Genomic DNA, 23,466 nt, shown 5'->3' on the forward strand with positions numbered 1-23,466 from the left:
TTTAATTTATTAAGTTCTTAGGAGGAATTTAAGATGAAATATGAAATCATGCACGTTGGTGTTCCTGTAAAGGAAACCGTATTACCTGAAGATTATGCTGAAGGCCTGAAGGTTTATATCTCCGGCCCTGACAACAATGACCTGAAATTTGAATATCTGCGTTTTGAAGAAGGGACTCCCCTTCACCCAGATGTTGTCAACAAAACCCACGTCGCTTATAAAGTACCAAACATCGACCAGTTCATTGAAGAAGAAGGCGCCACTGTCTTAAACGGAAGAATGGCTGTTGACGAGACCCTGGACATCGCTTTTGTCGACGTGCATGGCACCGTCCTCGAACTCATGGAGATGAAGTGAGGTCCAGTTTTCAAAGAAAACTGGCAGCGAGCAAGGAGCGTTAGCGTACTGGCGGTAACCGAACAAGCGCATTTTTTCTGAAAAATACTCCAATCTGAATTTTTGTTTTTCAGAAAAGATACGATCCTTTTAAAAAAACAAAATTAAAAACCAAATATAATCTAAATTAACAGGGGGAAATACTAAAATGACCATGAAAAAATTCTTAAACCAGCCGGAAAACATTGTATCGGAATTACTGGAAGGCCTGGAACTGGCAAACCCGGATATTATCGAAGTGACAGGCAACAACCTGGTTGTTAACAAAAAATTAAAGGACGCCGACCGCGTAACCGTTGTAACCTTAGGCGGCGCTGGCCACGAACCAGCCATCGAAGGTTTTGTTGGCGAAGGTATGGTGGACATCTGCGTTATCGGGGACATTTTCGCAGCACCTGGCTACAAGGCTTGTATTGAAGCTTTAAAGATGGCTGATAAAGGCCACGGCGTTTTATTCGTAGTTTTAAACCATGCAGGTGATATGCTCACAGGTAATAAAACCATGAAGGAAGCTGCAAAATTAGGCTTAAACGTTAAAAAAGTGGTTACTCAAGAAGATATCGCAAACGCACCGCGCTCCAACGCAGATGACCGCCGCGGACTGGTTGGCTGTGTGCCTGTATACAAAATTGCTGCTGCTGCCGCAGCTGAGGGCAAATCCTTAGACGAAGTAGCTGCCATTGCCCAGAAATTCGCAGACAACATGGCAACCATCGCTGTAGCCGCCAAGGGTGCAACCCATCCGGCAAACGGCGAAGTTATCTCTACCTTAGGCGATGACGAAATGGAAGTTGGCATGGGACAGCACGGAGAGGGCGGCGGCGGACGCCAGCCAATGAAATCTGCCGACGAAACCGCTGTGATCATGGCAGACGAATTAATCGCAGATCTTGATCTTAAAGCCGGCGAAGACGTGATGGTATTCATCAACGGCAGCGGCTCCTCCACTTTAATGGAACTTCTCATTGTTTTCCGCAAGGTTTACAAATACCTGGAAGAAAAAGATATCTATGTTAAAGCTAGCTGGGTCGGCGAAATTCTGACGGTACAGGAAACAGCAGGCTTCCAGATGTTTATGGCCCGTGTAGACGAAGAAGAACTGAAATACTGGAATGCTCCATGTAAGACCCCATACAAAGTAGTTTAAGTTAAGCAACGACAAATCACAAAAGCGGCCTTTAAACGCCGCTTTTTAATTCAAAATAAAGGAGATTAAACTTATGGCAGATAAAGACGGCAACAAACACGCAAAAAATTTTGGTTTTGACCAACCGGCAGAAAATAAAAGCTTCCACGTCAAAGGCATCGAAAACGTAGACTGGGGTATGAAAACACGCCTATCCCAGATCTTTGACCCCAAAAGCGGCAACACCATCATGCTCGCTTTTGACCACGGCTATATTATGGGACCAACCCAAGGACTCGAACGCCTTGATCTGGCCATCCCACCGCTTATGGACTACGCTGATGTCCTCATGGGCACCCGGGGCGCACTACGCACTTGTATTCCGCCAGACTGTAAAAAAGCCATTGCTCTGCGCTGCTCTGCTGGAAGCTCTGTTCTAAAGGATGACATGAGCCATGAAGTCATCGGTGTCGATATTGAGGACGCCATCCGCATGAACGCCACCTGTATGGCCATCCAGTCCTTCATCGGCTCAGAGGGCGAATGTGAAAGCATCAATAACATCGTAAAAACCATTGACGCAGGCAACCGCTACGGCATTCCTACTCTCGGCGTTGTCGCCGTTGGTAAGGAAATGGAGCGTACCACCAAGTATTTCTCCCTGGCAACCCGCATGCTGGCAGAATTCGGTGCTCAGATCGTCAAGGTCTACTACTGCGATAATTTCGAGGAAGTCGCAGCCGCGTGCCCCGTTCCGCTTGTCATTGCCGGCGGTAAGAAAATCCCGGAAGCTGAAGCCCTTGAAATGGCTTATCAGGCTATCAGCCGCGGCGCCCACGGCGTTGATATGGGCCGTAACGTCTTCCAGGCAGATGATCCCAAAGCCATGATCCAGGCCATCCGCGAGGTCGTTCATAACGGACGCACCGGCGCAGAAGCTTATGAATGCTATCTGGATATCAAGATAAAATAAAATATTAAAAAAATCAAAAAAAAGAACAGCAGGGCAAAAATAGCCTTGCTGTTTTTCAGATGTCAGTGCAATTAATCCTGTCGGGACAAAAGCCTCTCTTTTCTGTTTTCTCTTCCATGAAAAGCTCGATCCGCGACGATTTGCACACAGGGTCTGAAAACCGGCTTTCCCTGATCTGCACCTTCTGCTCATACAATTTATTTTTTACTGACTGAGCGCTTTCCAGAGTCATGGCGTTAACCGCCTCAAGGGCTTCCTGCAGATTTTCAAAATCGCTGCACTCCACCACGATCTCATACTCGGTTTCAACCACTCTGCGTGCCTTTATCCTGTAGCGGTGCTGGCCAATCTCGGGCAGCCCATTGCAGAGGGCCTTGTACTGGCGAGTGGCGGCGTATGCGCTTTTAAAAAAATCGGGATAGTTTTTGATGTCGATGCCGCGGCTCATAGCGCGTCTCATCCATGACGTGTGCTCTCTTGTGTAGGACGGGTTGGCGTAAACGCTGGCGTTTACGCCGTCCTTCAGGCCAATGGCGATCTCGTGCATCTGGCCGAAGCTGTAAGCTGGATTTTTCATCAGCCGGGTGTCGAGGCCGGCGGCCTGGGCCTCGAACAACTCGCGCAGTTGTCCGCCATCGTAGACAGGGTCGGCGCAGTGCTCCACCTCCGCACCCAGGCTGAGGCCGTAATGAAGGGCGCTGCACTGCTCGGGCGTAAAATGTACGCCCTTTTGTTTCTCCAGCGCCTCGATGAGCTCCTCGACCGCTGCGTCTTCTTTATAAATGACTTTTTTTCTCATGATTTAACTCCTGCAGGCCGGACTGCGCGTAAAACATTTTGGCTTTGGCCACTTCATCTTCGGTGGTGCTGCGCACGGCCTGCACACGGTGCAGGGTGCGCTTTGGCCTTTTGAGCATGGCGCGCACGCCCCGCATCACCCAGGCGGCTGGCAGCAGCGCGGGCCTGCCCGCCACCCAGGGAAAGACCTGGCGCATATGGTCCATACCCGGAAACAGCGTGCGCCAGAGGTAGCGGCGCTGGACAGTCTGGAAATCCGCCTGGGGATCGTAGACTTTGGTAAAGGCAGAGAGCTCCATGTTCTGGGTGGTGCCATAGGTGCCGTTGCCCAGAATAAAGCGGCCCATCGCATCCGTGACCGCATCGCCCGGCTGGCTGTCAAACCAGACCCCGGCCAGGCGCATGAGGTTTTCGCCAAAGGTTTTCAGGCCCATGACTTCAAGGCCTCGGTCAATGGCCTGCCAGTCGGCGGTGTCTCTGTAATAGCGCCGGTATACCCACAGGTCCATGATGGAGCGAATGCCAGTGCCGCCCTGGGCGTAATGCTTGGTCAAGTGCGCGACCATGTAGAGGTAGAAATCCTCTAGGGTCATGGCGTAAATGCACTGGGTTCCCTCCTTTAAAACAGCCCGGTTAAAGACATGGTCGAAATAGCCGCCGAAGGTGTATTTTTCCGGCAGGATATTCCGGTGGATTTCCAGATTCATATAGGGCTTACGGTAGTAGACATCGTGGTTGCCGCCCTCGTGCTCACAGGAAAAGCCGCTGCTGGTCAAAATTTTCCCGACCGCCTTTGTGTTGGCGTCGTCCACCAGGATATCCACATCGGCCATGAGCCGCATATCCGGCCTTGGATAGGCGTATTTGAGCACAAAGCCCTTGAGGGGGAGTGCCCGGATGCCCTGTTCATCGAGTGTTTTCAGCAGCTCGGTCACAGTGACATGCTGAGTGGCCTCCTTGGCAATGCCTGTAAGCTTGGCCTGCCGGAAGGACTGTCTGACAAGTTGCGGGGGCTGCTCCTCCTCCGCGAGCTTTTCAAGCCCGTAGTCTGCCATCCCCGCCACCGAATGCCTTCTGGCTTCCCTGTAAACCACGTCCCAATCGCAGCCAGGCGCTGGCGGCCTGGGCTGCCGATCCTTTAAAACCGCTGCCAGCAGCTCTACCACGTAATATTTTTCGTCTCTGATCATTTTACTTCTCTCTATCTTTTTTCCATGATTATTTTTCCATCCACAAACCGCAGCACTACATCACAGACGGCCAGGGCTGCTGCCTTGTGAGTAACTATAAGGCATGTCCGGTTTCTGAGGCATTTAATGTTCTCAAGCACTTGCTTCTCTGTCTGAGCGTCCAGGGCGGAGGTCACTTCGTCCAGGAGGAGTATGGGCGCGCCGCCCAGCAATGCCCGGGCGATGGCCAGACGCTGGACCTGCCCCTCGGACAGGCCGAGCCCTTTCTCGCCGATGATAGTATCCATCCCCATGGGTAGCCCCTCAATAAAATCCATGGCACAGCTGAGCTCTGCCGCCTGGATGATTTCTTCCTCAGTGGCCTCTGGCCGGATAAAGGCAATGTTCTCCCGGATGGTACCGGAGAGCAGAAAATTGCCCTGGGGCACGTAGGCAAAAATCCCCCGGGTCTGCCGATCCGCCGCGATCCGGAAGCCGTCGTCCATTCTCAGCCCAATATGCCCTGAATCCGGCGTAAAAACCCCCAGCAGCAGCTTGAGCAGGGTGCTCTTCCCAATGCCCGACAAACCCGAAATCACCGCGAAGCTGCCCTTCTCAAGGTACAGGTCTGCCCTCTCGAGCACGGGCTCCCGGTCATAGTGAAAGCTCAGGCCGCGCAGCTCAATGCCCAGCAGATGCGCATACAGCGCCTCAACGTCATAGGGGGCGTTGTCCACTGCCGGTTCATCGGGCAGGGCTTCGATGTCCATCATCCGCTCGGCAGAGGCCAGGGCGCCGTAGTACTGGGGCAGCATGCCGGATAGTCCCACAAAGGGAGACTGCACCTGGTTGACCAGTTGCAGCACAGCCGTCAGCGTCCCAAAACTCACGGTTCCTGCGATCAGCCCGTGGCAGCTCCACACCAGAGCATAGAGGTAGCCCAGATTAAATATAAAGCTGATGCCTGTATTGGCTACCACGCTGATGGTGTTTTTACGGATTTTTTCGTCGTAATTGGCCTGCTGAAGCCGCCGCCCCTTGTCCTCCATGGCCCCCTCCACCTGAAAGGTGCGGATCACCAGAAAGCTTGAAAGCAGCTCCTGCAAAAAGGAGCGCACCCGCCCGTCCGTCTCCTGAACCCGCTTGTGCAGAGCCTTGAGCCGCTTCCTGAAAAAGCGGGTGACCACAAACATGGCCGCTCCGGCCAGGGCAAAGATCATGGAAAACCGCCAGTCCAGCATGCAGAGCACCCAGAAAGCAGACACGATCTTGGTGATGAGCCCGGAAAAGGTGGGCAGCAGCGAGGTCACGCCGTTTGCAATGGCCTGCACGTCGCTGGTGAGCCGGTTGAGCAGATCGCCGCTGTGGTAAGCCATGACAGCCTGATAATCTTTTTTTAAAACAGCCGACAGAAAACGGCATTTAAAGCCCATCTCCAGCCGGCCCTGAATGGTGGCCTGGGCATGGCGGCAGTAGGCCTGCAGCAGTGCCTGAAGCGCGATAATGCCAAAGAAAACCGCGCTGCGCCAGACAAGCACTGTCAGCCCTCCTGCCGTGGCCCCGTCAATGACGCTCTTAGACGCCAGCGCAAAGGCCACGCCCATGCAGGCCAGCCCAATATTGGCGAAAACCAGCAGCACACAGGCCAAAATCTGCCCTTTCGCATTCTGGTAAAGCCAGGAAAAAACTTCTTTATCGGTGTAGGTACGCTTGGTATTCACGAAAACTCCTGTCCAAAAGCCCCAGACCTGTGCACCCGCGCCATCCCTGAAAGAACGGAATCATCAGAGGCGGGACAGCGTGGATGCAGAGGACTGGGGCTGTTAATGAAATCGACGACGCAGACGGAATACCGCCCCGCGCCCCCGCAGCACCACGTAACGCGCCGGGTACAAAAGCCACCAGACACGGCAGTACAGGCGGTACCAGGGATTGTCGCAGGAGATGTAGCGGCCTCCGCGCCAGAAGCCCTTGACAACGCCGATGATCTGGTCGGAACGCACCCCCTCTTCATTCACAAACTGATGATCTCCCCGGAGTGTGTAGGTGCCGTCTGCATTTACCTTTACGATCCGGTGCAGCACATATTGACCACTGTCTCTGGTGTAAAATGGCAGATCATACTTGCGCAGGCGTTTCGGAGGCCGCACAATACAGACCTGGTCCTCGCGGTCACGAAGTGTCAGAAGCATGCTGGTACCGGCAGATGTGAAAATGACCTCGCCGCCGGAGGACAGCTTTTCGGTGATGATGGGATGCATATGTTCCAGATCAACCCGACGGCCGCCTGGTTCAGCCATCAATCAGTCCAGCGTCATCTGCCCGCTTAAGAAATTCATTCACATCCTTCTCGGCTGTTTCAGCGTCAACCTCATACTCGTCTAAAAGTGCCTGAACCAAATCCTTCTTCTCGCAGCCCTGCTCCAGCTCTTTCCACAAAAGAGCTCCGGTTTCGTTGAGAGAGATGATGCCCTGAAAATTGAGGGTTGCTTCACCAGTGGGCACGACAACAGCCTCTCCGGCAACTTCTCTCAGCATATATCCATTTTTTATTTTCATAAAAGATTCTCCTATACTATTTACCAAGTATTGTTGTATTATATGAAAGCTCTACGGCTTCTTCACTGATGGTACAGCCCATTTTATAGATGGGTATCTGACATACTATTTTATCCAAAAGATTAAGTAAGTTACTTGTTTTTTCTTCACTTCGAGGGCCTGTCGGTCGCAAGCTCTGATAATATAGCCATCTGACGGCATCTTTATTACTCAGTCGTTCAATACAATTTTCAGATGCCTGTTCCAAAAACACAATGGCCTGCAGAGGCACTTTAGCATTGGTGTTTAAGTCTGATTTACCGCTCCATGGTGTACCATACACATAAAAGGTATCGCCCATCAAGCGGATGGCCGGCTTATCGTCATTGATGATGATGGCTTTATCTTCCCCAAAGTACTTTCGCCATAATCCGGTATGGGTTGATTTTCCAGTACCGCAAGGCGCAGAAAACAAAACCGCTTTGTTATCCAGCGCTACCGCTGAGGAGTGGAGACAAAAGCCGTTATAATCGAGCAGTGCTCTTGAGAAGGCAAAGCCGGTATTGATATACTCATAATCATCAAATTTTAAAAGTGGATATTTTTTTAAAAGTTCTCTGTATCGAAATTCCGCATTATTATTGTTTTTATAATAAATTTTTTGTATTTTCAGGATCTTGTCCTCTTTGCGATAAAATATCCATTTATCAATGGTTTCTGAGATAATCTTTTCTTTAGTTTTTTGAATAATATTTCCTTCGATCCGTATGCTATCTTGATCACTTCTAAATTCAAACTTATATTTTTCTGGACTAATCAATGATTGATATGCTCTGGACTGATCTTTCAAGATTTTTCCAAAAATTGCCATTTTGATATTAAGTTCAGCTATTATGTATCTATTCATTATTTTACTTACCTTAAATATTGACATAGGAAACTTTATTCTACAATAAAGTTTCCTATTCAAATTTACTTGTTGCTCAGTGAAGAATCCATATAGTATTCACTAGGTTAAAGATCTTCCTCACCACTGCTATCCACCATAATATCTTCTACTTCAAATTCCTGAATATCGAGTCCCGGTTTTAGATAGTCTTTCAAATTTTTCACCTCCACTTAAGTTTTTTATAGCAGAGTATAAAGCCCTCTGCCATGGCGTTTATGTTTTAATTCGCTACTACAGTTCCCTTGACCATGTCGGTGTAGATAGTATATGTCTCACCATTCTTCATATAAGTCAAGTATCCTCTCGCGGAAACAGTCGTACTAACCGCCAAATTTCCCAAGTTTACTGTGTAGGTATATTGATTTCCGATATTTGTTTTTCCACCTACGATTACATCAGCTGCACCTAAGGCTAATTCTTCTGGGTTTGCTACATCTGCTTTTTTTGCCACAATCCCACATTTAATTGGCGTGTAACCACCATCATCTGGAACTTCTGACCTTACAATAAAGCGTAGCTTATACAGGCCTTCACTCTGATCAATTTGAACAGGGTTCGGATCAATAGAAACCGTTGGTTGCTTTTCTACTGGAAGTTCTGAATAAGTTGCTTCAATTGATGTATCTGCTTTTAGCGTAAAAGTATAAGTTGCGTTGTAACTGATAATGGAATCACCGTTTGTATATTTCCATCCGGCAAATTGCTTGCCTTGTTCCGGCGTATTTGCAATAACTGTTACGCGGCTATTAGCATCTTTTTTCACGTTTGTTTCTTCTTCACCGTCAATTTTCCCTTTAGTGACGGTCACAGTATACTGTATTTGTTTTTGTGTATAACGGGCTTCATAGGTTGTATCCTTTTGGACATTTTGAATCTTGCCATTCACAACATTTGCTTTTATATTGCCGTCATACCAACCGACAAAGTCTCTATCCAAATAGACTGGCGCTTCTGGTACAGCCACTTCACCATTTTTATCAATGGTCTGGGGTTGTCCAATGATCGCACCTGTTACAGAGTTTTTGAAACTTACTGTTACTTTATCAGCCTGAATTTCTTCAAAATGCGCGAGATATTGTAAATTGCTGGTTCCGGCATAAATCGTAAACGTATCTTCAACTGAAACCGCGGTGTTCATGTCCTGGAGAGTCGTCCATTTAACAAATTTATAGCCAGCCTTTGGTGTTGCCTTTAATCTTGCCATAGTACCAACATTGATCTCAGCATTCACAGCATTTGAATTTTCGATGCCATTTACGCTAATACTTCCTGCACTTGCATTGAAATTCAATGCACTTACTGTAATTGTTGGTTTGCGTGTAAAGTTTGCTGTAAATGTTCCAACATCATCTTTTGTGCGCACCGTATAATCACAGGTCCTATTTGTTCCAATAATTTCGCCGCTTACATTTGTCCAAGACAAGAAATCATAATCTGAATTTGTGATTTCAGCTTTTAAGGTGATGGTATCTTTTGCATAGATTCCATCGTCTGGTTGTACTATTGATACTTTACCAATACTTGAATCACAGATAACTTTAACTTCACCTAATTTCTGAATCGTTGTTGTCTTGTCATCCTTCATCACAAACGGATATGCCGATGGGCTTTCAATATCTGCGTTATAATCCCACACACCTTCTTTTTCACTGTTCAGCGTATTAGCAAAGCGTGCTTTCTGCATGTCCGCTTTGGTCATGGCTGTGCCGATACCGCCTGTTTCACCGCAATAGTAGACACGTAATATTGTGCCTTGCGCTTCATTAGTCTGTACCGCTTTTGTTCCAGCTGTAAAGCTGTCGGTCAGTTTTCCATTTTTGTCCATAATATTGACAATCGCGGTGGTTTTTTCTCCAACGGTATAACAGTTTTCAACGGTGCCATTATTGGTATTCACTAAATTGGTAAAGCCTTCAAACCGAAGTTTTTCGACTTTAGCACTTTTAGCTAATTCATCAATAAAGTTCACGTTATTGCCAGTAATTGAATAGCCATTACCATTGAAGTTACCTTCAAATTTTGCCAGTGGTGTCCAGTCATTTACTGTGATATCATTGGTCAGTTTAAAGTATTTGCCGGTAGTATCTGTACTTTGAACAAGCTTCAGCTGTTCCGGCGTATTAATCTGCCATGGTTTTTCGGCTGTTCCATCACCTCCGTTAAAACGGTCGCTTGGGCTGCCGTAGGTCCATGTACTGTTCGGATCACCTTTGACATAGTCCATCAGGCCGCCTTTGGCGATGAAGGAGTTTTGTGAGGTGTTAACTGTTGGCGCAACAATTTGTGTCGGAGCCTCTGCATTGAAGTTTTCGACATCAACCGAGGTAAAGTACTGAATCGCATTTTGCGCTGTATTTGTGAAGGTCGCGGTTGTCCCATTCTGTAAGATCAGGCTGGCTCGGGTTGATCCCGCAAAAGTACCGTTAAAGGTTGTGCTGCCCATGAGTTTCAGGTCCGCATCTTTTGTGTTCATATCGACCGCTTCATCAATGACCGCGTCGCTTCCATTGGCAGCTCTGTTGATGACGATAGTATCGCCTGCATGTGCCGCTTCATATGCTTTGGCAATGGTGCCGAAGTATTCGGTTTTTGCGCCTTCATCTTTATGCTGTACTTCTACCGGCGCGTAAGTTTTTGTCATTTCCTTATCAACGTAATATGGATAAACGTTGACCTGATCGCCTTTGTAATCTCTTGATCCATCAAAATGTGTTCCTTCAGAAATATCGGCGTCCTCAATTAACATCGGAGCGGCTATTTCTGAGCCATCTGGTTGTGTTCTAGCGTAGTAGTTTTTGGATAAATCATATACGCCGCAGCCTTTGTTGACCGTAGAGCTTAATTCAAATCCATAACGCACGTCAATGAACTGGTTATCTTTGATGGTTACATTATTCCCGCTTAGCATCTTTGAATTATCTACTGCGATAGCGCGGTTCGCGTTTTTAAAAATATTGTCTGTAATAGTAATAATTCCACTCTTATCATCAGCTACCAGTGAAAGGACAGAGGTTCTGTTACTATCATTAATTCTGTCACTGGTATATACAAATTCATTCCCGGTAATAACACTATTGTTTCCTGCTGCGTTAATACCATTTCGGAAGCTGAAGTTTACCTTATTGTTAACAAAGCTCAGTTTGCCTGTATTTTCAACGCCAGCACCCATTACAATATTTCCACCGTAATTTATGCCCTCGGCCGGATTAAAGCTACAGCCTTCAATGGTTAATTCTGCTGATTTTTTGTCTGAATAGAAAGTGGATGCTCCTTCTTTTGTTGTGACAAAGTTCAGGTTTTTAACCGTTGTTTGAACATTTTCTTGTGCTGCTGAAAAAATGATGTTATTACCATCGTCAGCGCTTCTCTGCAGTGTTGTCAGTAATGCGCCACTGTCGGATACTGTCCCTTCAAATGTCAGGTCTTTTCCACTTGGAATGGTGATACTGCTTGATAACGTCTGGATACCCTCGGAAATTACAATATGATCTTTAGTTTCTGCGTCAGCAACAGCTTCAGGGATCGTTAAGTAATTTCCTTTTAAATTCCCTGTACTGTCCTTTACTTCAACCGGTACTAAAGGTCTCTTCATTTCTTCGTCAGCGTAATATGGCAATGCATCGATTTTTGCATTACCTTCTGATATGACAATGACAGAGCTGTCTTCTGCTTTACCATAGGTTGTCACTGGCAGCTTGCCATTCCAGTAGTTTAAGCTAAAGTCAAGTGACCCTTCATATGGTATTGTGTCAAATTTTGCCATTTGATCTTTATCTTCACCAGGCTCTAAGTCTCGAATCATCTTATTGTTTGTAACAGTCATTGAGTCGACCTTTGCAAACTTGCCAAAACGCATGGCGCGTCCGCCGTTCGCTACATCCTGATCCCAGTCTTTAAAGGTATTACCGGTAATCATTACATCCCCTGCGGCTGTGCCCGGAATTTGCAATGCGCTATGATTGGTATTTTCAATGTAATTACCAGTAATGGTTGTTGTTCCACTGACCGTAAAAACATTAATCCCGCTGGAGTCACCATTGGCAACACCAGAAATACGATTGTTTTTGATGGTGCAATTCTGAACTGGTTGATTATCCGCTAAATTAAAGTGAATAGCTGATACATTTTTTTTACTATTATTTAACTCATTCGCGATATTTTCAAACACATTGTTTTCAATCGTGATACTATTCAAATTAGGGTTATTCCCCCAACCAACTGAATAGATGCCGCTTTTTGTAAATTTTAATCCTTTAATACTGATTGACTCACTACTGTCCTTATCTTGACAGGTGATATTGATACCACCTGTCAAGATTGCTTCTTCGCCTCTGCTGGAGGGCAGATCATTATCTCCATTCGGGTTAATATCCGCATTTGGCCCAACAAGGTTCACAGCTTTATTTAAATTAATAGCTTCATCATAGATGCCAGCGCCAATGGTAATCGTATCACCAGAATTAGCTGCGTTTATTGCTTCCTGAATGGTTGCGTATGGTGTATCAGTGTTTTCATTGTAGACAGTCAGGATTTTAATTTTTGTTTGGTCGCCGCCTACAAGCTGACTTTCATCATTTGGAATTTTTACGTTGATTGCCGTTGTATTTTCAGAGGTGCAATTATACAGATAAAGAATACCAGAACGCATCTCGCCAATAAGTTCACCTCGGTAAGTGTAGTCTGGGTCTACATAGATCGGCGTTGAAATTCTAATGGTACTATTTTTAACGCTACAATTATAAACTTTTACGTTTCCGTTTGTTGCTGTACCGATAACACCGCCAGCATCACCGGTGCAGTTCTCTGCTATGTCAATATTATTCCCATGACAATCTGTAACATTGGCATTTGACTCGATAAAGCCGATAACACCACCAACATTATCACCACTTGTCATAAACACACCAGTATTGACACTACTGTTGGACAGATTAATACTTTCAGCAGATCCAATGACACCACCAATAAAGTTACCAGCTGCTGTATCTCTATCAGAATTATAGGAAAAGCTTTTAACAGAAACACTATCTACCATGCCAGTTAACAATCTACCAACAAGGGCACCAGCGTAATTACCTCCATAAAGACCACCTGGTCCACCATTGTATAAGCTCTTTCCAATAATCTCCACTTTGTCAAATGTTATATTTCTTAATGCGTTGTTATTATTGGCCGTTCCAAACAGTCCAAGGTAATTTTCACCTGGCCTATTAATATATAAATTGGAAATGGTCTTTCCCTGTCCATCAAAATTTCCTTTGTACTCATGATCTTCTACCCCTACGGGTAACCATTCGTCATTATGGAAATCAAGATCGTTGCCTAATTTAATCGTTACTTTTGAAGTATCAATGCTTCCTTTATTAATCTGCTGCGATAACCAGTAGAATTGGGCTGGCGTTTTAACCGTATAAGATACTTCATCTGCTCTGAAAAGGTTCATATCTGGTCTTATTTCTTCACCCAGATAAACAAATGAGAGTTTATCTTTTGCAACCTCCTGGTCATTTTGCTTAATGACACTGGTATCATATTCTGTACCGAAGAGTTTCTCGACAGTAATATGTTGATTTTCAACAAAGGCATCACTGTTAACCAGTGCTAAATTCGCACCTTTTTTAACCATAACGGCAGCATTTGTTCCCGCGTTCAGGTCACTGAGTGTTACTTTTTTACCTTCAGCCACTGTAATATTTCCGTCTAAAACGCAATCACCTTCTGTATTTTCCGCTTTCTTCAGAGTGACGGATTGTTCGATGTTCAGGTCTTCCGCATAGATTCCTGCCGGAATCAGAATCGTATTGTTCCGGTTCGCATCATCAATGGCTGCCTGAATAGTTGGGTAGGTTCTGTTTTTATTTTGATTCTTGATCATTGTTGAAAAATCATTCCAATAAACGGATCCATTCTCCAAATCACTTTGTACAAACGCATCCGGCAGATTTACCTCGATGTTATCATTTGAATTATATTTATCGGATACAATTTGATAAGTTTCCCCAAAGCGATAGGGTGCCTTTAACGTGAACAGAGTATCATCAGTCACACCGTTCCCTTGATCCACATTAACCCCATACCACCCATTTCCGCTGGTATACAGGCCTGTGGCAGTTACGGTAGAGCCGTTGACAACTACGCCTGCGGCGGCATTACCCTTTGAGGTGATGTTCTTCATGGTTACGTCAGCAGACTGCACAATGTTGATGCCATGTCCGCTGGCTCCATCAATATTTCGAGCGTCCTGTACAGTAAGGTTTTCCAACACGACTGGACCTGTGACCCTGTCAATGTTTATAAGAGAACCTTGTTCACCGCTTGTCGCCTGAGCAGGACTCCAGGTATCATCACGCATAATGACAACGCTCCCCATGCCTCTTAAGGTTAATGGTTTTTCAACTTTTAAGGTTGATTCTAAATTGTATGTGCCGGGCGCGATCTCAATAATATCTCCATTAGCAGCATTAGACACTGCTTCCTGAATGCTTCCATAATATTGAGTGCTTCCGTCTGAGTTTTGAATTCTCGCAGCTGCTACAATGAACTGATCATTATCCGATTTTGTACAGTATTTTGGGTTTTCCTGCACTTTACCATTTTCGGTTACTGTTCCTGTATAATCATAACCGAAAACAGTGACTTTTAAGGGCAGACCATGCCCCCAGCCACCAATGGTGCCATAGGAGCCACCGGTCGCATTGATGTCGCCGGCATTGCTACAATTGACAATCGTAACTTCTACAGACGAATTTTCCGTCGATCCCCAAAAAGTTCCGACATTATATGGCGCGGTAATATCGAGGTCCATTACACAATTTTCAAAATTGAAGAGACCGCCTGGAGTGATAGAACCAAAAAGTCCACCCCCGAAGAAGGTATTGTCCGCAGACAATTTCCCACCTAATGTTGAATCTTTTACAATTGTTGTCCCACTGGCGCTGCCAGCTAGCAGACCAAGATAACCACCGTTTGTGTAAATGTCACAGTTTGTCAGATTCAGATTCTGAAAAGTCGCGTCTGTCACGCGGTTAAATAGTGAGCCACTATTATTGAAAGCGTCGACGGTAATGTTTTTGATTTCATTCTCTTTTCCATCAAAAGTTCCTGAAAAAACGTTTGTGTTATCACCCAATGCTCGGAACTTGTACCCCTGCGCATCTATTGGGTTTTGAATTTCAATGGTTCCTGTAAAGGGCCCGTTTCCAGCTACCATCACATACTGTAAAAACTGGAGCTGGTTAACAGTCGAAATTTTATAAACATTATTTTCGGGGGTTGGAAGGCCGATAATCTGCCCGTTATTTTTGAACTGGTCAATATTATTGATCCAGCCGCTGTCTATAGTGCTGATATCAAGAGTTCCGTTATTTATTAGTTCACCACTCAATTCAACCTTTTTTCCATTAGAGATCTTGAGCGTTTTACCCGGTTGGATTTCAACATTTGCTTTTAATGGAATCGTCAAATCATCAGTTACGGTGATATCGTCCGTGATAAGGATTTCTACCCAATTGTCTGTTGTATCTGATAAAATCCTTTTTAATTCTGTATAAGTAGCTGCCTCTTTTGTTCCATCATCTCCCTTAACAACGGTATATATTCCACCGGAATCTTTTTTTACAATATAAGGTTTGCTGACATAATCAGTTGGATCTTTATCCCATGTGCCGCCGGTAACATTAACGACAGTGTCAAAATGACCGGTCTGAATCTTTATGTCCATATCATGATTGGTTGTAAATTTACCGGCCGAGATCTGAGCATTACCAATGCCTCTGGAATCACCGCACCAGACAGGATAACCTCGATTGGTCGATATTTCAGGCTCAGAGAGTCCGTCCTTTTTCTCTATAGCAAGGTTACCTCGGTTATGAATGGCTGCCGCGCCATTGTCCCAACCACCAGTAGCAGGTGAGTTTGTTTTAATAGTACCGCTATAAATAGTTGTTTTTCCATAATTAGTGATGGCGTTACCTTTTGTTGACTGGATAGTTCCTCCCTCAACGATCAGTGTCGCATTAAATTCATTAGAAACTGTTGGCACACAAATATTTGGATTTGCGGCAGTGTTTTCTATTTTACCGGTTTTATCCGCACTACTATCTTGAATCGTCAAAACACCAAAATTGCCAATAATCTCTTCATCATTATAGTTGTTTCCGCTTGCAAGATCGCCAGTAATCGCCCAACCATTCAAATCAAGGATTATCTGTGCATCTTGTCTCACTAAAAAAATATCATTGGCTTGTGCATGTCCTTGAGCATTATTCGTCGTGATTATACCAAGATCAACATCTGCCAATAGCTGAACGGTATGCACTCCCGCAAGCGCGTTAAATGCTGTCAGAAATGTTGCCTGATCTGTATAATCCTGATCATCAATTTTTGCAATCACTTCTCCATTTGTTGTTGGTGTCTGCAGTAATGCCGACTGCTCCTTTTGTAACGAATTGTCTGTTGTATTTTCTTCTGTTGTCCCTGTTTCCTCATCCACCAGTGCCGGCGCCTCGACGGCTGGTGTCTGTTCTTCTGCTGGCTCCTCAGCTGGCGCTTCGACGGCAGGTGTTTTGGTCTCGTCGGTCGGAGCGGTTAATTCTTCCGCAAACACTGAGAAATTCATGGACATGAATACCATCAATACTGCGAGCAGCATTGATATGGTCTGTTTTAATTTAGACTTTCTCACTTTCTTTTACCTCCTGTTTGAATCCCTAATCCCATATACTTTCACACATTTTTGTTGCAGGCTTCACCTCTTTCTTTACCTTAACGTAAATTTAATTTTAATATCGTACACTATGTACGATTTGGGTTGAGAAATGGGCGGAGGAATAGGCCATCCTCCGCGATTACAAAAAGTTTTATATTCTAGAGTTGCCATCTCTGAATATCAGAATAAAAGTACAATGATGCGTAAACTAAGAAGTCTTGAATTCACTCGTGAAATAGTACCATTTCACGAGTTTTAATCGCTAACTCCTTTATTTACACCATCCTGATAGATTTCGACCATTTTTTTGACCATTTTATTTTTCTTTATCTATTGGAATCTCTGATAATTTATTCATTTCAATACGATCCTGTTCTGTCAGCGGATGGATGTAGCTCTTTAATGTGACAGTAATATTGGAGTGCCCCAAAAGCCTGCTCAGGACAGCTAACTGCATATTTTTACTTGCGGCCCTTGTGGCAAATGTGTGCCTTAAAATATGGAAATTCCTTTTCTTGATACCTGCATTTTTTAAGACATCTGCAAAATAGGTTTGATAAACTCTTGGATCAATAAATGATCCTTTTTTACTTAAAAAAACAAACTCTCCTTTCACCGAAAGGATTGCCTCATAGCCTTTTAGCAATGTATAAATCTCATGATTCATTGGAATATTCCTTTCGGAATAATAGGATTTCGTTCCTTCAAAAATCATTGTCGTTTTTTTACCACCAGCATCTTCTGATGTGTTCACACGATGAACAGCGTCGCGCACCATCATTGTTTTTTCCTCAAAATCAATATCACACCACCGAAGAGCCGCTAATTCTCCAAACCGTACGCCTGTTTTTAACGCCAACAGAACAGCTGTCGCCTTTACCTTGTCTTGGTCACAGTACAAAGTTTTCTCAAGCTTCTGATATTCTTCTTTGCTAAAAACATCCATTTTCCTTTTCTTTGCTGCGGGAATACACACATCTATACAAGGATTGACCTTGATAATCCCTAATTTCACAGCTTGTTTAAGTGCAGAAGATAAAATAGAAATATGGCGTCTGACCGTTGTGCTTGACAACGCCTTTTGATGGTGGCTTAATTTTGCTTTTACATAGTTTTGAATAACGTCACTGGTTACTTCCTGCAGCCTATAGTCACCTATTGTAGGAATCAGATGATTATAGACAACACTGCTATATTGTGTATAAGAGGATTTCTTGATTTCTGTTTTTTTGCTGTTTTCAAGCCAGTCCGTCAGCCATTCCCGCAAAAAGGCAGAATACTCCTCAGAGTTTATAATTTCCTTTTCTTGAAATTTTTCAGTTATGACACCACTGGAATTTTTACGCTTCCTGTTTTTTCTTAAGACTCTTTGCAGTTCAACTTCTTCAAAATTTTCTTTTTCACAATATTCTAATTTTTCAACTACCTTCTGATAGGTTTTTGCATATAAATACCGATAGACTGCCTTGCCATAAATATTGTTATAACCTACAATACACCGCGCTTCATAACGCCCATCCGCTCTTTTTCTTACATTTTTACGGTAGTTCTTCATATCGTTTTTCCTCCCTTGGTATGACCATTATTTTGACCATACTTTTGTCAATTATATCTAAAACAAAGGGCAAGAAATGGATTTGTATGGTGTTTTTTCTATTTTACACGTAAAAAAGTGCGTGCATTTATTTTACAAAGATGATATAATATCCCCAACTGGTAGGATTAATAGTTTTCTTATCGAAATTTGGAACAAACTTCACTCTTGAAATGGTACTATTTCACGAGTTTTTTCTTTTTTGCACAAGTTTCTACAATCAAATTGATGCATTATTTTCGAACGCACTTTTTAAGAAAACTAAAAAAAGCGGTATACGTCGTTTCGGCGTATACCGCTATATATTATCTTATTTACTAAAAATATTATTTTAATACTATATACATAATTTTCAGCAAAAATTCTATATTACTTCATCCTCCACTTCATACGCCATTCCGACTCGTGGCCACTACCTGTATGCTGTCCGCAATGGTGTAGGTCTGGCCAACGGCTACCAATTGGTCGTATTTATCGTAGTATTTCTGCTTAAAATAAAACACCGGGGTGTTCTCAGAGATACTCAAGGCGTTTATGATGTCCTGGGTTGGACGGATCATACGGATTTCAAGAGTCTTGTTGATTTCCTTTTCCAGAAAATAGTCGATCCGGCGCAGGTTGTCGTAATAAAACATTTTCTTAGTGTCACCGCTGAAGTGGTGCAGAAGGTATTTAATATCATAGGATACCGGCGCGTCCAGATAGGAATTGAAGGTCCGGCGGATTTTAATGGTCTGGATCTGCTCGCTGCTCTGGCTGTCAAATTCCTCCAGGCCATTGAAGTCAAAAATTTGAGAGATACTCAGGATTTTGGTGTCCAGAATGGTCTCCTTAATATTGGTGATCTCATTAAAAAACATATGGAACAGATCGTTTTCGCTCTCCTTAACATAGCAGCCGGAACGCTCCCGGGTCTCGATATAACCTTCATTAGACAGGATGGACAGGCTGTTACGCACAGTAATGCTGCTCACGTTATAGATTTTGGTCATTTCCTTGATGGAGGGTAGCTTATCCCCGGCGACCAGTTTATTATTGATGATCTTATTCTTTATGTTCTCTACGATGTTTTCATATTCTTTCACAACGATCCCTCCTACTCTGTCTTGGCAAAAAACCGTGTTTTATCCGGCAGGATATAAAGCTTGCCCCATCCAAAGGGCAAACCGCTCTGGTCATAGACATTAAGCTCGACGAGCATGAGGATACTGCCCACTGGAATCCTGAGCTTTTCGGCCACATCCGCATCAGCATTGACACCTTTGATCCGAAGGTCTTGGTACATCTCATAAACAGAAATCTTGTTTTTAACCAGCTCTGAGAAATCTTTGTATTTCAGACTTTTCTCTGAAATATTGATCCCGGCAAAGTAGGGCAGATATTTTTCGTCATAGGCGATGGGCAGCCCATCCTCATAAATCAGCCATTTTAAGGCCACAACCCTTTCATTGGGTGCGATGTTCAGATTGTAAACCATGTAAACATCCGGTGTTACCAGACTGGATGAGATCAGCTTGGCTTCGTCATAACCATTGTTAAAAATAGTTTTACAGCTGTAACGCATGGAAAACTTATTTTTCTTGACATTTTTGATGTAGTTACCCTTCCCCTGAATGGAGTAAAGATACCCCTCTGATAGAAGTACTGAGATAGCTTTTCGGACGGTTATCCGGCTGGCGCCGTATTCAGAGCAGAGGCATGTCTCCGAGGGAAGAGGGTCGTTGTCTTTATAAACATTGGTGTAAATTTTATGCTTGATATTTTCAATGATTTCTTCGTATTTGAATTTAGAATTACTCATTGCTTTTATCCTGTCTTTTTTCGTTAAACAGCTTTTTCAGACGGATACACTCTGTAACGCCATCCTTGGCTGTCTTGGCAAATGCATCGGCACCGGAAATGGCTGCAATGTCGATATTGACCATAGCGCCGCCGATAATGGTGGTAATGTCCTTTGTTACGGGATCACTCTTAATCAGGTCAATGGCCCGCTGAATGGCGCCCACAGTGTTAGTCAGAACTGCGCTGATACCAATAATGCTGGGGTGGCAGCGCCTCGCCTCCTCCACAAAACGCTTGGCTGGCACGTCCACTCCCAGATCGATGACGTTAAAACCGACTGAAACGGCCAAAGAATGGAAGATCGTCTTTCCGATATCATGGATATCGCCTTCAATGGTTCCCAGAAGGATCGTGTCTGCAAAAACCTCCTCCTGCTGGCTTGCCGGAAACTGCATTCCCTCCATGTTCAGTATATCCTCAAAGATAACGCCAGCCATCATCAGGTCCGAGATGCTGTATTCTCCGCGCTCGTAAAGCAGTCCCACCTTGTCCAGGCCGTCGTTGACGGCATTGACAATTTCCATAGGGGCAGCCCCAAGATCCAGCGCCCGCTCTACAATGCGGGTCACCATTTCATCTTCCAGCTCTACGACTTTTTCGGTCAATGCTGTTAAGTTCATTCGCTTGCCTCCTGTATATCATAATTATATGCTCAAACTTGTTCTTTATTTTTACTGATTATATCATAATTTAGAATTCATTGACACTGCAAAGCCTTCTCCCACCTTTATCAGCATCATTTTCCTGTTTTACCCTTCGCCTTTGCTCTCAATATACTGCATATAGACAATGGCGCTGACGGATATGACCATCCCGATGATCTGAACGGCTGAAAGCCTCTGCGCATAGAGAAGGAACCCCGCAGTGGCCGCGACGGTCGGCTCCAGAACATAGGTCATGGAGGTATAAGACGCGTCAATGAAATTATAGGACGCTGTGGTGGCGCCATAAGAAATGGCAACATTGACAAAGTACAGCAGCAGCACAAGCCACAGCACAGCGCCGTGCTGGATGGTAATACTGCTCAGCTCCTTAAAAAGATCCCAAACCGAATAATTGAAGGAATAGACGATTATGGCTCCCAGACAGGTGTAGGTCTGGACCACATAAAAGGGGATCTCTTTCTGTATATGAAAATAGTCGATAGTATAGGCAAAAGCCAGGCTCACCGTCACTGAGACACCCCAGAAAATACCGATGGTCGTAATATTGCCGTCTCCTCCTGAGAATATTTCAAGGACAAACAGGATTCCAACCAGACTGATCAGACAGCAGATGACCTTTTTAACGGTAATTTTTTCTTTAAAAAACAAACGCATCAGAAGTACCAGCACCACAGCGTTGGAAAAATTAAACAGTGAGGTGATGGCCAGGGGCAGGCTTTCGATGGCTTTTACATAAGTATAATTGTAAGTGGAGTACAAGAGCCCGCCGCTCAGGCAGATGGTTGTCAGGTATAAAAGCTTATTTTTCAGGATCAGGCTTTTAGGATTCTTGGCCAGTGTCACTGAAAAAAAACATACAAATACAAAGAAGGGCGTTAAAATCGTCCTGCCGCTCTCACTGAGACCAATGAAATCAAAATAGTTAAAAAAGATACCGAAGATGCCAGTAGTAACAGCGCCGGCACAGCCCAAAAGAATCCCCAGCATTGGTTTCCTGTTTTTAAAAAGCTTCATTTCCTCACCTTATCCGCACAGCTTCTGTGCATAATATTATATGTTCAAAATATATTTTTGGTTGATTCCGCTTTTTCAAATTTTATTTATTATAACACGTTTTTAGTTTCAATCACAACAAAAAGTTTTTCATGGGTTAAATCCACCTGTTTTAAAGGTTTTCTTAGCTTTTTATTTGTAAATAGATTTTTTTTAAGATTTTTCTTGACAAGCCTTCAGGATCGTATTACAATACAAGCACAGTGTATAACACAATATGCACAAAATTAGGAGGAAAGAAAAATGAATTTTACTTACGAACCCTTGACTAAAAAACAGATCGAAGACGTCCATCAGGCTACCCTGGATGTGCTGGAAAAATGCGGCGTTGAAATGTGCGACGAACGTGCCCATGAAATTTTTAAAAAACACGGCGCGACAGTTGAAGGCAATATCATCAAGATTCCACCAAAGGTTGTTGAAGATTGTATGAAGCTTGCTCCGAGATCCTTCATACTGGATGCGGCCAACCCAGACCGCTCCGTCAACATCGGCGCAACGGACCGTCCCCTCATCGCTCCGAACGCTACCTCTCCCTTTATCATTGACGAAGAGTTCAAACGCCGCAAGGTCAATTTTGATGACATGCGCAATTTCTTCAAGCTGTCTCAGAGCAGCAGCTGTGTCGATATCGGCGGGCAGCTGATCGTATTCCCGACAGACAACTGCACCTACAAGGAAGGCGTTATCACCGCCATCTATGAATACTTCCTGCACATGGACAAACCCATGAACCTGTGCTCTGTTGACCGCAACACCATTGACATGACCATGGAAATGATGCACCTGCTCACAGAAAAGGAAGGCGGCTATCCCCTGTTCGCGTCTCTGTCTCCTATTTCTCCGCTCCGCTTTGACGAAGAACTCCTGGACGGCTTGTTCTACGCGGCTGAAAAGAATCAGGTCATGGAGGTTACCCCTTGCTCTGCAGCCGGCCTGACCGGACCGATTACCGGCATCGACAACGTGGTTCTGACCAACGCAGAAAACGTGGCCATGTTCACATTGATCCAGCTCATCAATCCGGGCCTGCCAGTGGTTTATTCCACCTATACCTGCATTACTGACATGCGTACCCTTCAGCTCTGTACCGGCGCTTCTGAAAGCATTAAGATGTGCGCCATGGCCCGCCAGATGGCCGGATACTATGAAGTGCCCTTTGATATGCCGTCCGGCAGCACCGACGCCAAAAATTGCGACGTCCAGGCTGCCCTCGAATCGACAACTGCCATCATGAACGCCTTTGCTGCTAAGCTGGATATCGCCATGTTTATGCTGGGCAGTCTCGACAGCTTCAACAGCGCCAACTACCGCAAATTTATTCTGGATGAAGAAATCATCAAGCATGTTCAGGCTTATATTAAGCCGGCCAAGGATATGAATATTGATAAAACCGTTGACCTGATCACCGAGGTTGGGCAGCACGGTACCTATGTCAAACATAAAAACACGCTGCGTAACTACCGCAAGGAACACAGCTTTCCGGATTTCGGTGTCCGTAGCACCTACGAGGAATATGTCATCGAAAACAAGGATATCACACAGCGCATCGACGACCAGTTAAAGAAACGGATGGATTCTTACGTTGCGCCTGAAATTCCAGAAGACAAAAAAGTCAAAATGAAAGAAATCTTTGAAAAATATATAGACTAAGCA

At 44.6% G+C, this 23,466-nt stretch carries 16 protein-coding genes; 4 read left to right on the top strand and 12 right to left on the bottom strand.

The window, feature by feature from the left end; translation table 11 throughout:
- Positions 1-33 precede the first annotated feature (33 nt).
- The 3 genes from FYJ53_RS14030 (at position 34) to lsrF (ending at position 2,495) form a co-directional block, all read left to right on the top strand.
- Positions 34-357: a hypothetical protein gene (locus FYJ53_RS14030; RefSeq protein WP_013379388.1), complete on the top strand. Its 324-nt coding sequence runs from the start codon at positions 34-36 to the stop codon at positions 355-357.
- A gap of 187 nt (positions 358-544) precedes the next feature.
- Entirely contained in the window at positions 545-1,543 is a 999-nt protein-coding gene (locus FYJ53_RS14035) for a dihydroxyacetone kinase subunit DhaK (protein WP_013379387.1), read from the top strand.
- Between the two features lie 73 nt (positions 1,544-1,616).
- Complete coding sequence (gene lsrF, locus FYJ53_RS14040) at positions 1,617-2,495, top strand: 3-hydroxy-5-phosphonooxypentane-2,4-dione thiolase (protein WP_148428709.1); 879 nt, start codon at positions 1,617-1,619, stop codon at positions 2,493-2,495.
- 55 nt (positions 2,496-2,550) lie between these two features.
- On the opposite strand, the gene FYJ53_RS14045 is transcribed toward lsrF, so the two are convergent.
- From FYJ53_RS14045 to FYJ53_RS14100, 12 genes are all read right to left on the bottom strand, one after another.
- Positions 2,551-3,294: a hypothetical protein gene (locus tag FYJ53_RS14045; protein ID WP_148428711.1), complete on the bottom strand. Its 744-nt coding sequence runs from the start codon at positions 3,292-3,294 to the stop codon at positions 2,551-2,553.
- Positions 3,272-4,483 (bottom strand): nucleotidyltransferase family protein, encoded by a 1,212-nt coding sequence (locus tag FYJ53_RS14050; protein WP_148428713.1) that lies wholly within the window; start codon positions 4,481-4,483, stop codon positions 3,272-3,274. The genes FYJ53_RS14045 and FYJ53_RS14050 overlap by 23 nt, the downstream gene beginning before the upstream one ends.
- An 11-nt stretch (positions 4,484-4,494) precedes the next feature.
- Entirely contained in the window at positions 4,495-6,183 is a 1,689-nt protein-coding gene (locus FYJ53_RS14055) for an ABC transporter ATP-binding protein (RefSeq protein ID WP_090413471.1), read from the bottom strand.
- A gap of 102 nt (positions 6,184-6,285) precedes the next feature.
- A complete protein-coding gene (locus tag FYJ53_RS14060) occupies positions 6,286-6,762 on the bottom strand; it encodes a S24/S26 family peptidase (RefSeq protein ID WP_154557384.1) in 477 nt (158 codons plus the stop codon).
- Positions 6,755-7,021, bottom strand: coding sequence for a PqqD family protein (locus FYJ53_RS14065; protein ID WP_013379381.1), 267 nt, complete (start codon positions 7,019-7,021; stop codon positions 6,755-6,757). The genes FYJ53_RS14060 and FYJ53_RS14065 overlap by 8 nt, the downstream gene beginning before the upstream one ends.
- Positions 7,022-7,037: 16 nt before the next feature.
- Positions 7,038-7,907, bottom strand: coding sequence for a hypothetical protein (locus tag FYJ53_RS14070; protein ID WP_013379380.1), 870 nt, complete (start codon positions 7,905-7,907; stop codon positions 7,038-7,040).
- Between the two features lie 262 nt (positions 7,908-8,169).
- On the bottom strand, positions 8,170-16,632 hold the full coding sequence (locus FYJ53_RS14075; RefSeq protein ID WP_148428717.1) for an InlB B-repeat-containing protein: 8,463 nt from the start codon (positions 16,630-16,632) through the stop codon (positions 8,170-8,172).
- A 340-nt stretch (positions 16,633-16,972) separates the two neighbouring features.
- Positions 16,973-18,211, bottom strand: a complete 1,239-nt coding sequence (locus tag FYJ53_RS14080) for a site-specific integrase (protein ID WP_148428719.1) — start codon at positions 18,209-18,211, stop codon at positions 16,973-16,975.
- Positions 18,212-18,636: 425 nt separating this feature from the next.
- On the bottom strand, positions 18,637-19,335 hold the full coding sequence (locus tag FYJ53_RS14085) for a GntR family transcriptional regulator (protein WP_154557385.1): 699 nt from the start codon (positions 19,333-19,335) through the stop codon (positions 18,637-18,639).
- Between the two features lie 11 nt (positions 19,336-19,346).
- On the bottom strand, positions 19,347-20,051 hold the full coding sequence (locus FYJ53_RS14090; protein ID WP_013379375.1) for a GntR family transcriptional regulator: 705 nt from the start codon (positions 20,049-20,051) through the stop codon (positions 19,347-19,349).
- Positions 20,044-20,712 carry a B12-binding domain-containing protein gene (locus FYJ53_RS14095; protein ID WP_013379374.1) on the bottom strand — a complete coding sequence of 223 codons (669 nt, stop codon included), beginning with the start codon at positions 20,710-20,712 and terminating at the stop codon, positions 20,044-20,046. Before FYJ53_RS14095 ends, FYJ53_RS14090 begins: the two co-directional genes overlap by 8 nt.
- A gap of 129 nt (positions 20,713-20,841) precedes the next feature.
- Positions 20,842-21,771 carry a DMT family transporter gene (locus FYJ53_RS14100; RefSeq protein WP_148428723.1) on the bottom strand — a complete coding sequence of 310 codons (930 nt, stop codon included), beginning with the start codon at positions 21,769-21,771 and terminating at the stop codon, positions 20,842-20,844.
- Positions 21,772-22,053: 282 nt separating this feature from the next.
- On the opposite strand from FYJ53_RS14100, the gene FYJ53_RS14105 reads away from it, so the two are divergent.
- Entirely contained in the window at positions 22,054-23,463 is a 1,410-nt protein-coding gene (locus tag FYJ53_RS14105; protein WP_013379371.1) for a trimethylamine methyltransferase family protein, read from the top strand.
- Positions 23,464-23,466: the final 3 nt, after the last annotated feature.

It is taken from the genome of Eubacterium sp. BL-380-WT-2B (assembly GCF_009696115.1).
GTDB classification, from domain to species: domain Bacteria; phylum Bacillota; class Clostridia; order Eubacteriales; family Eubacteriaceae; genus Eubacterium; species Eubacterium callanderi.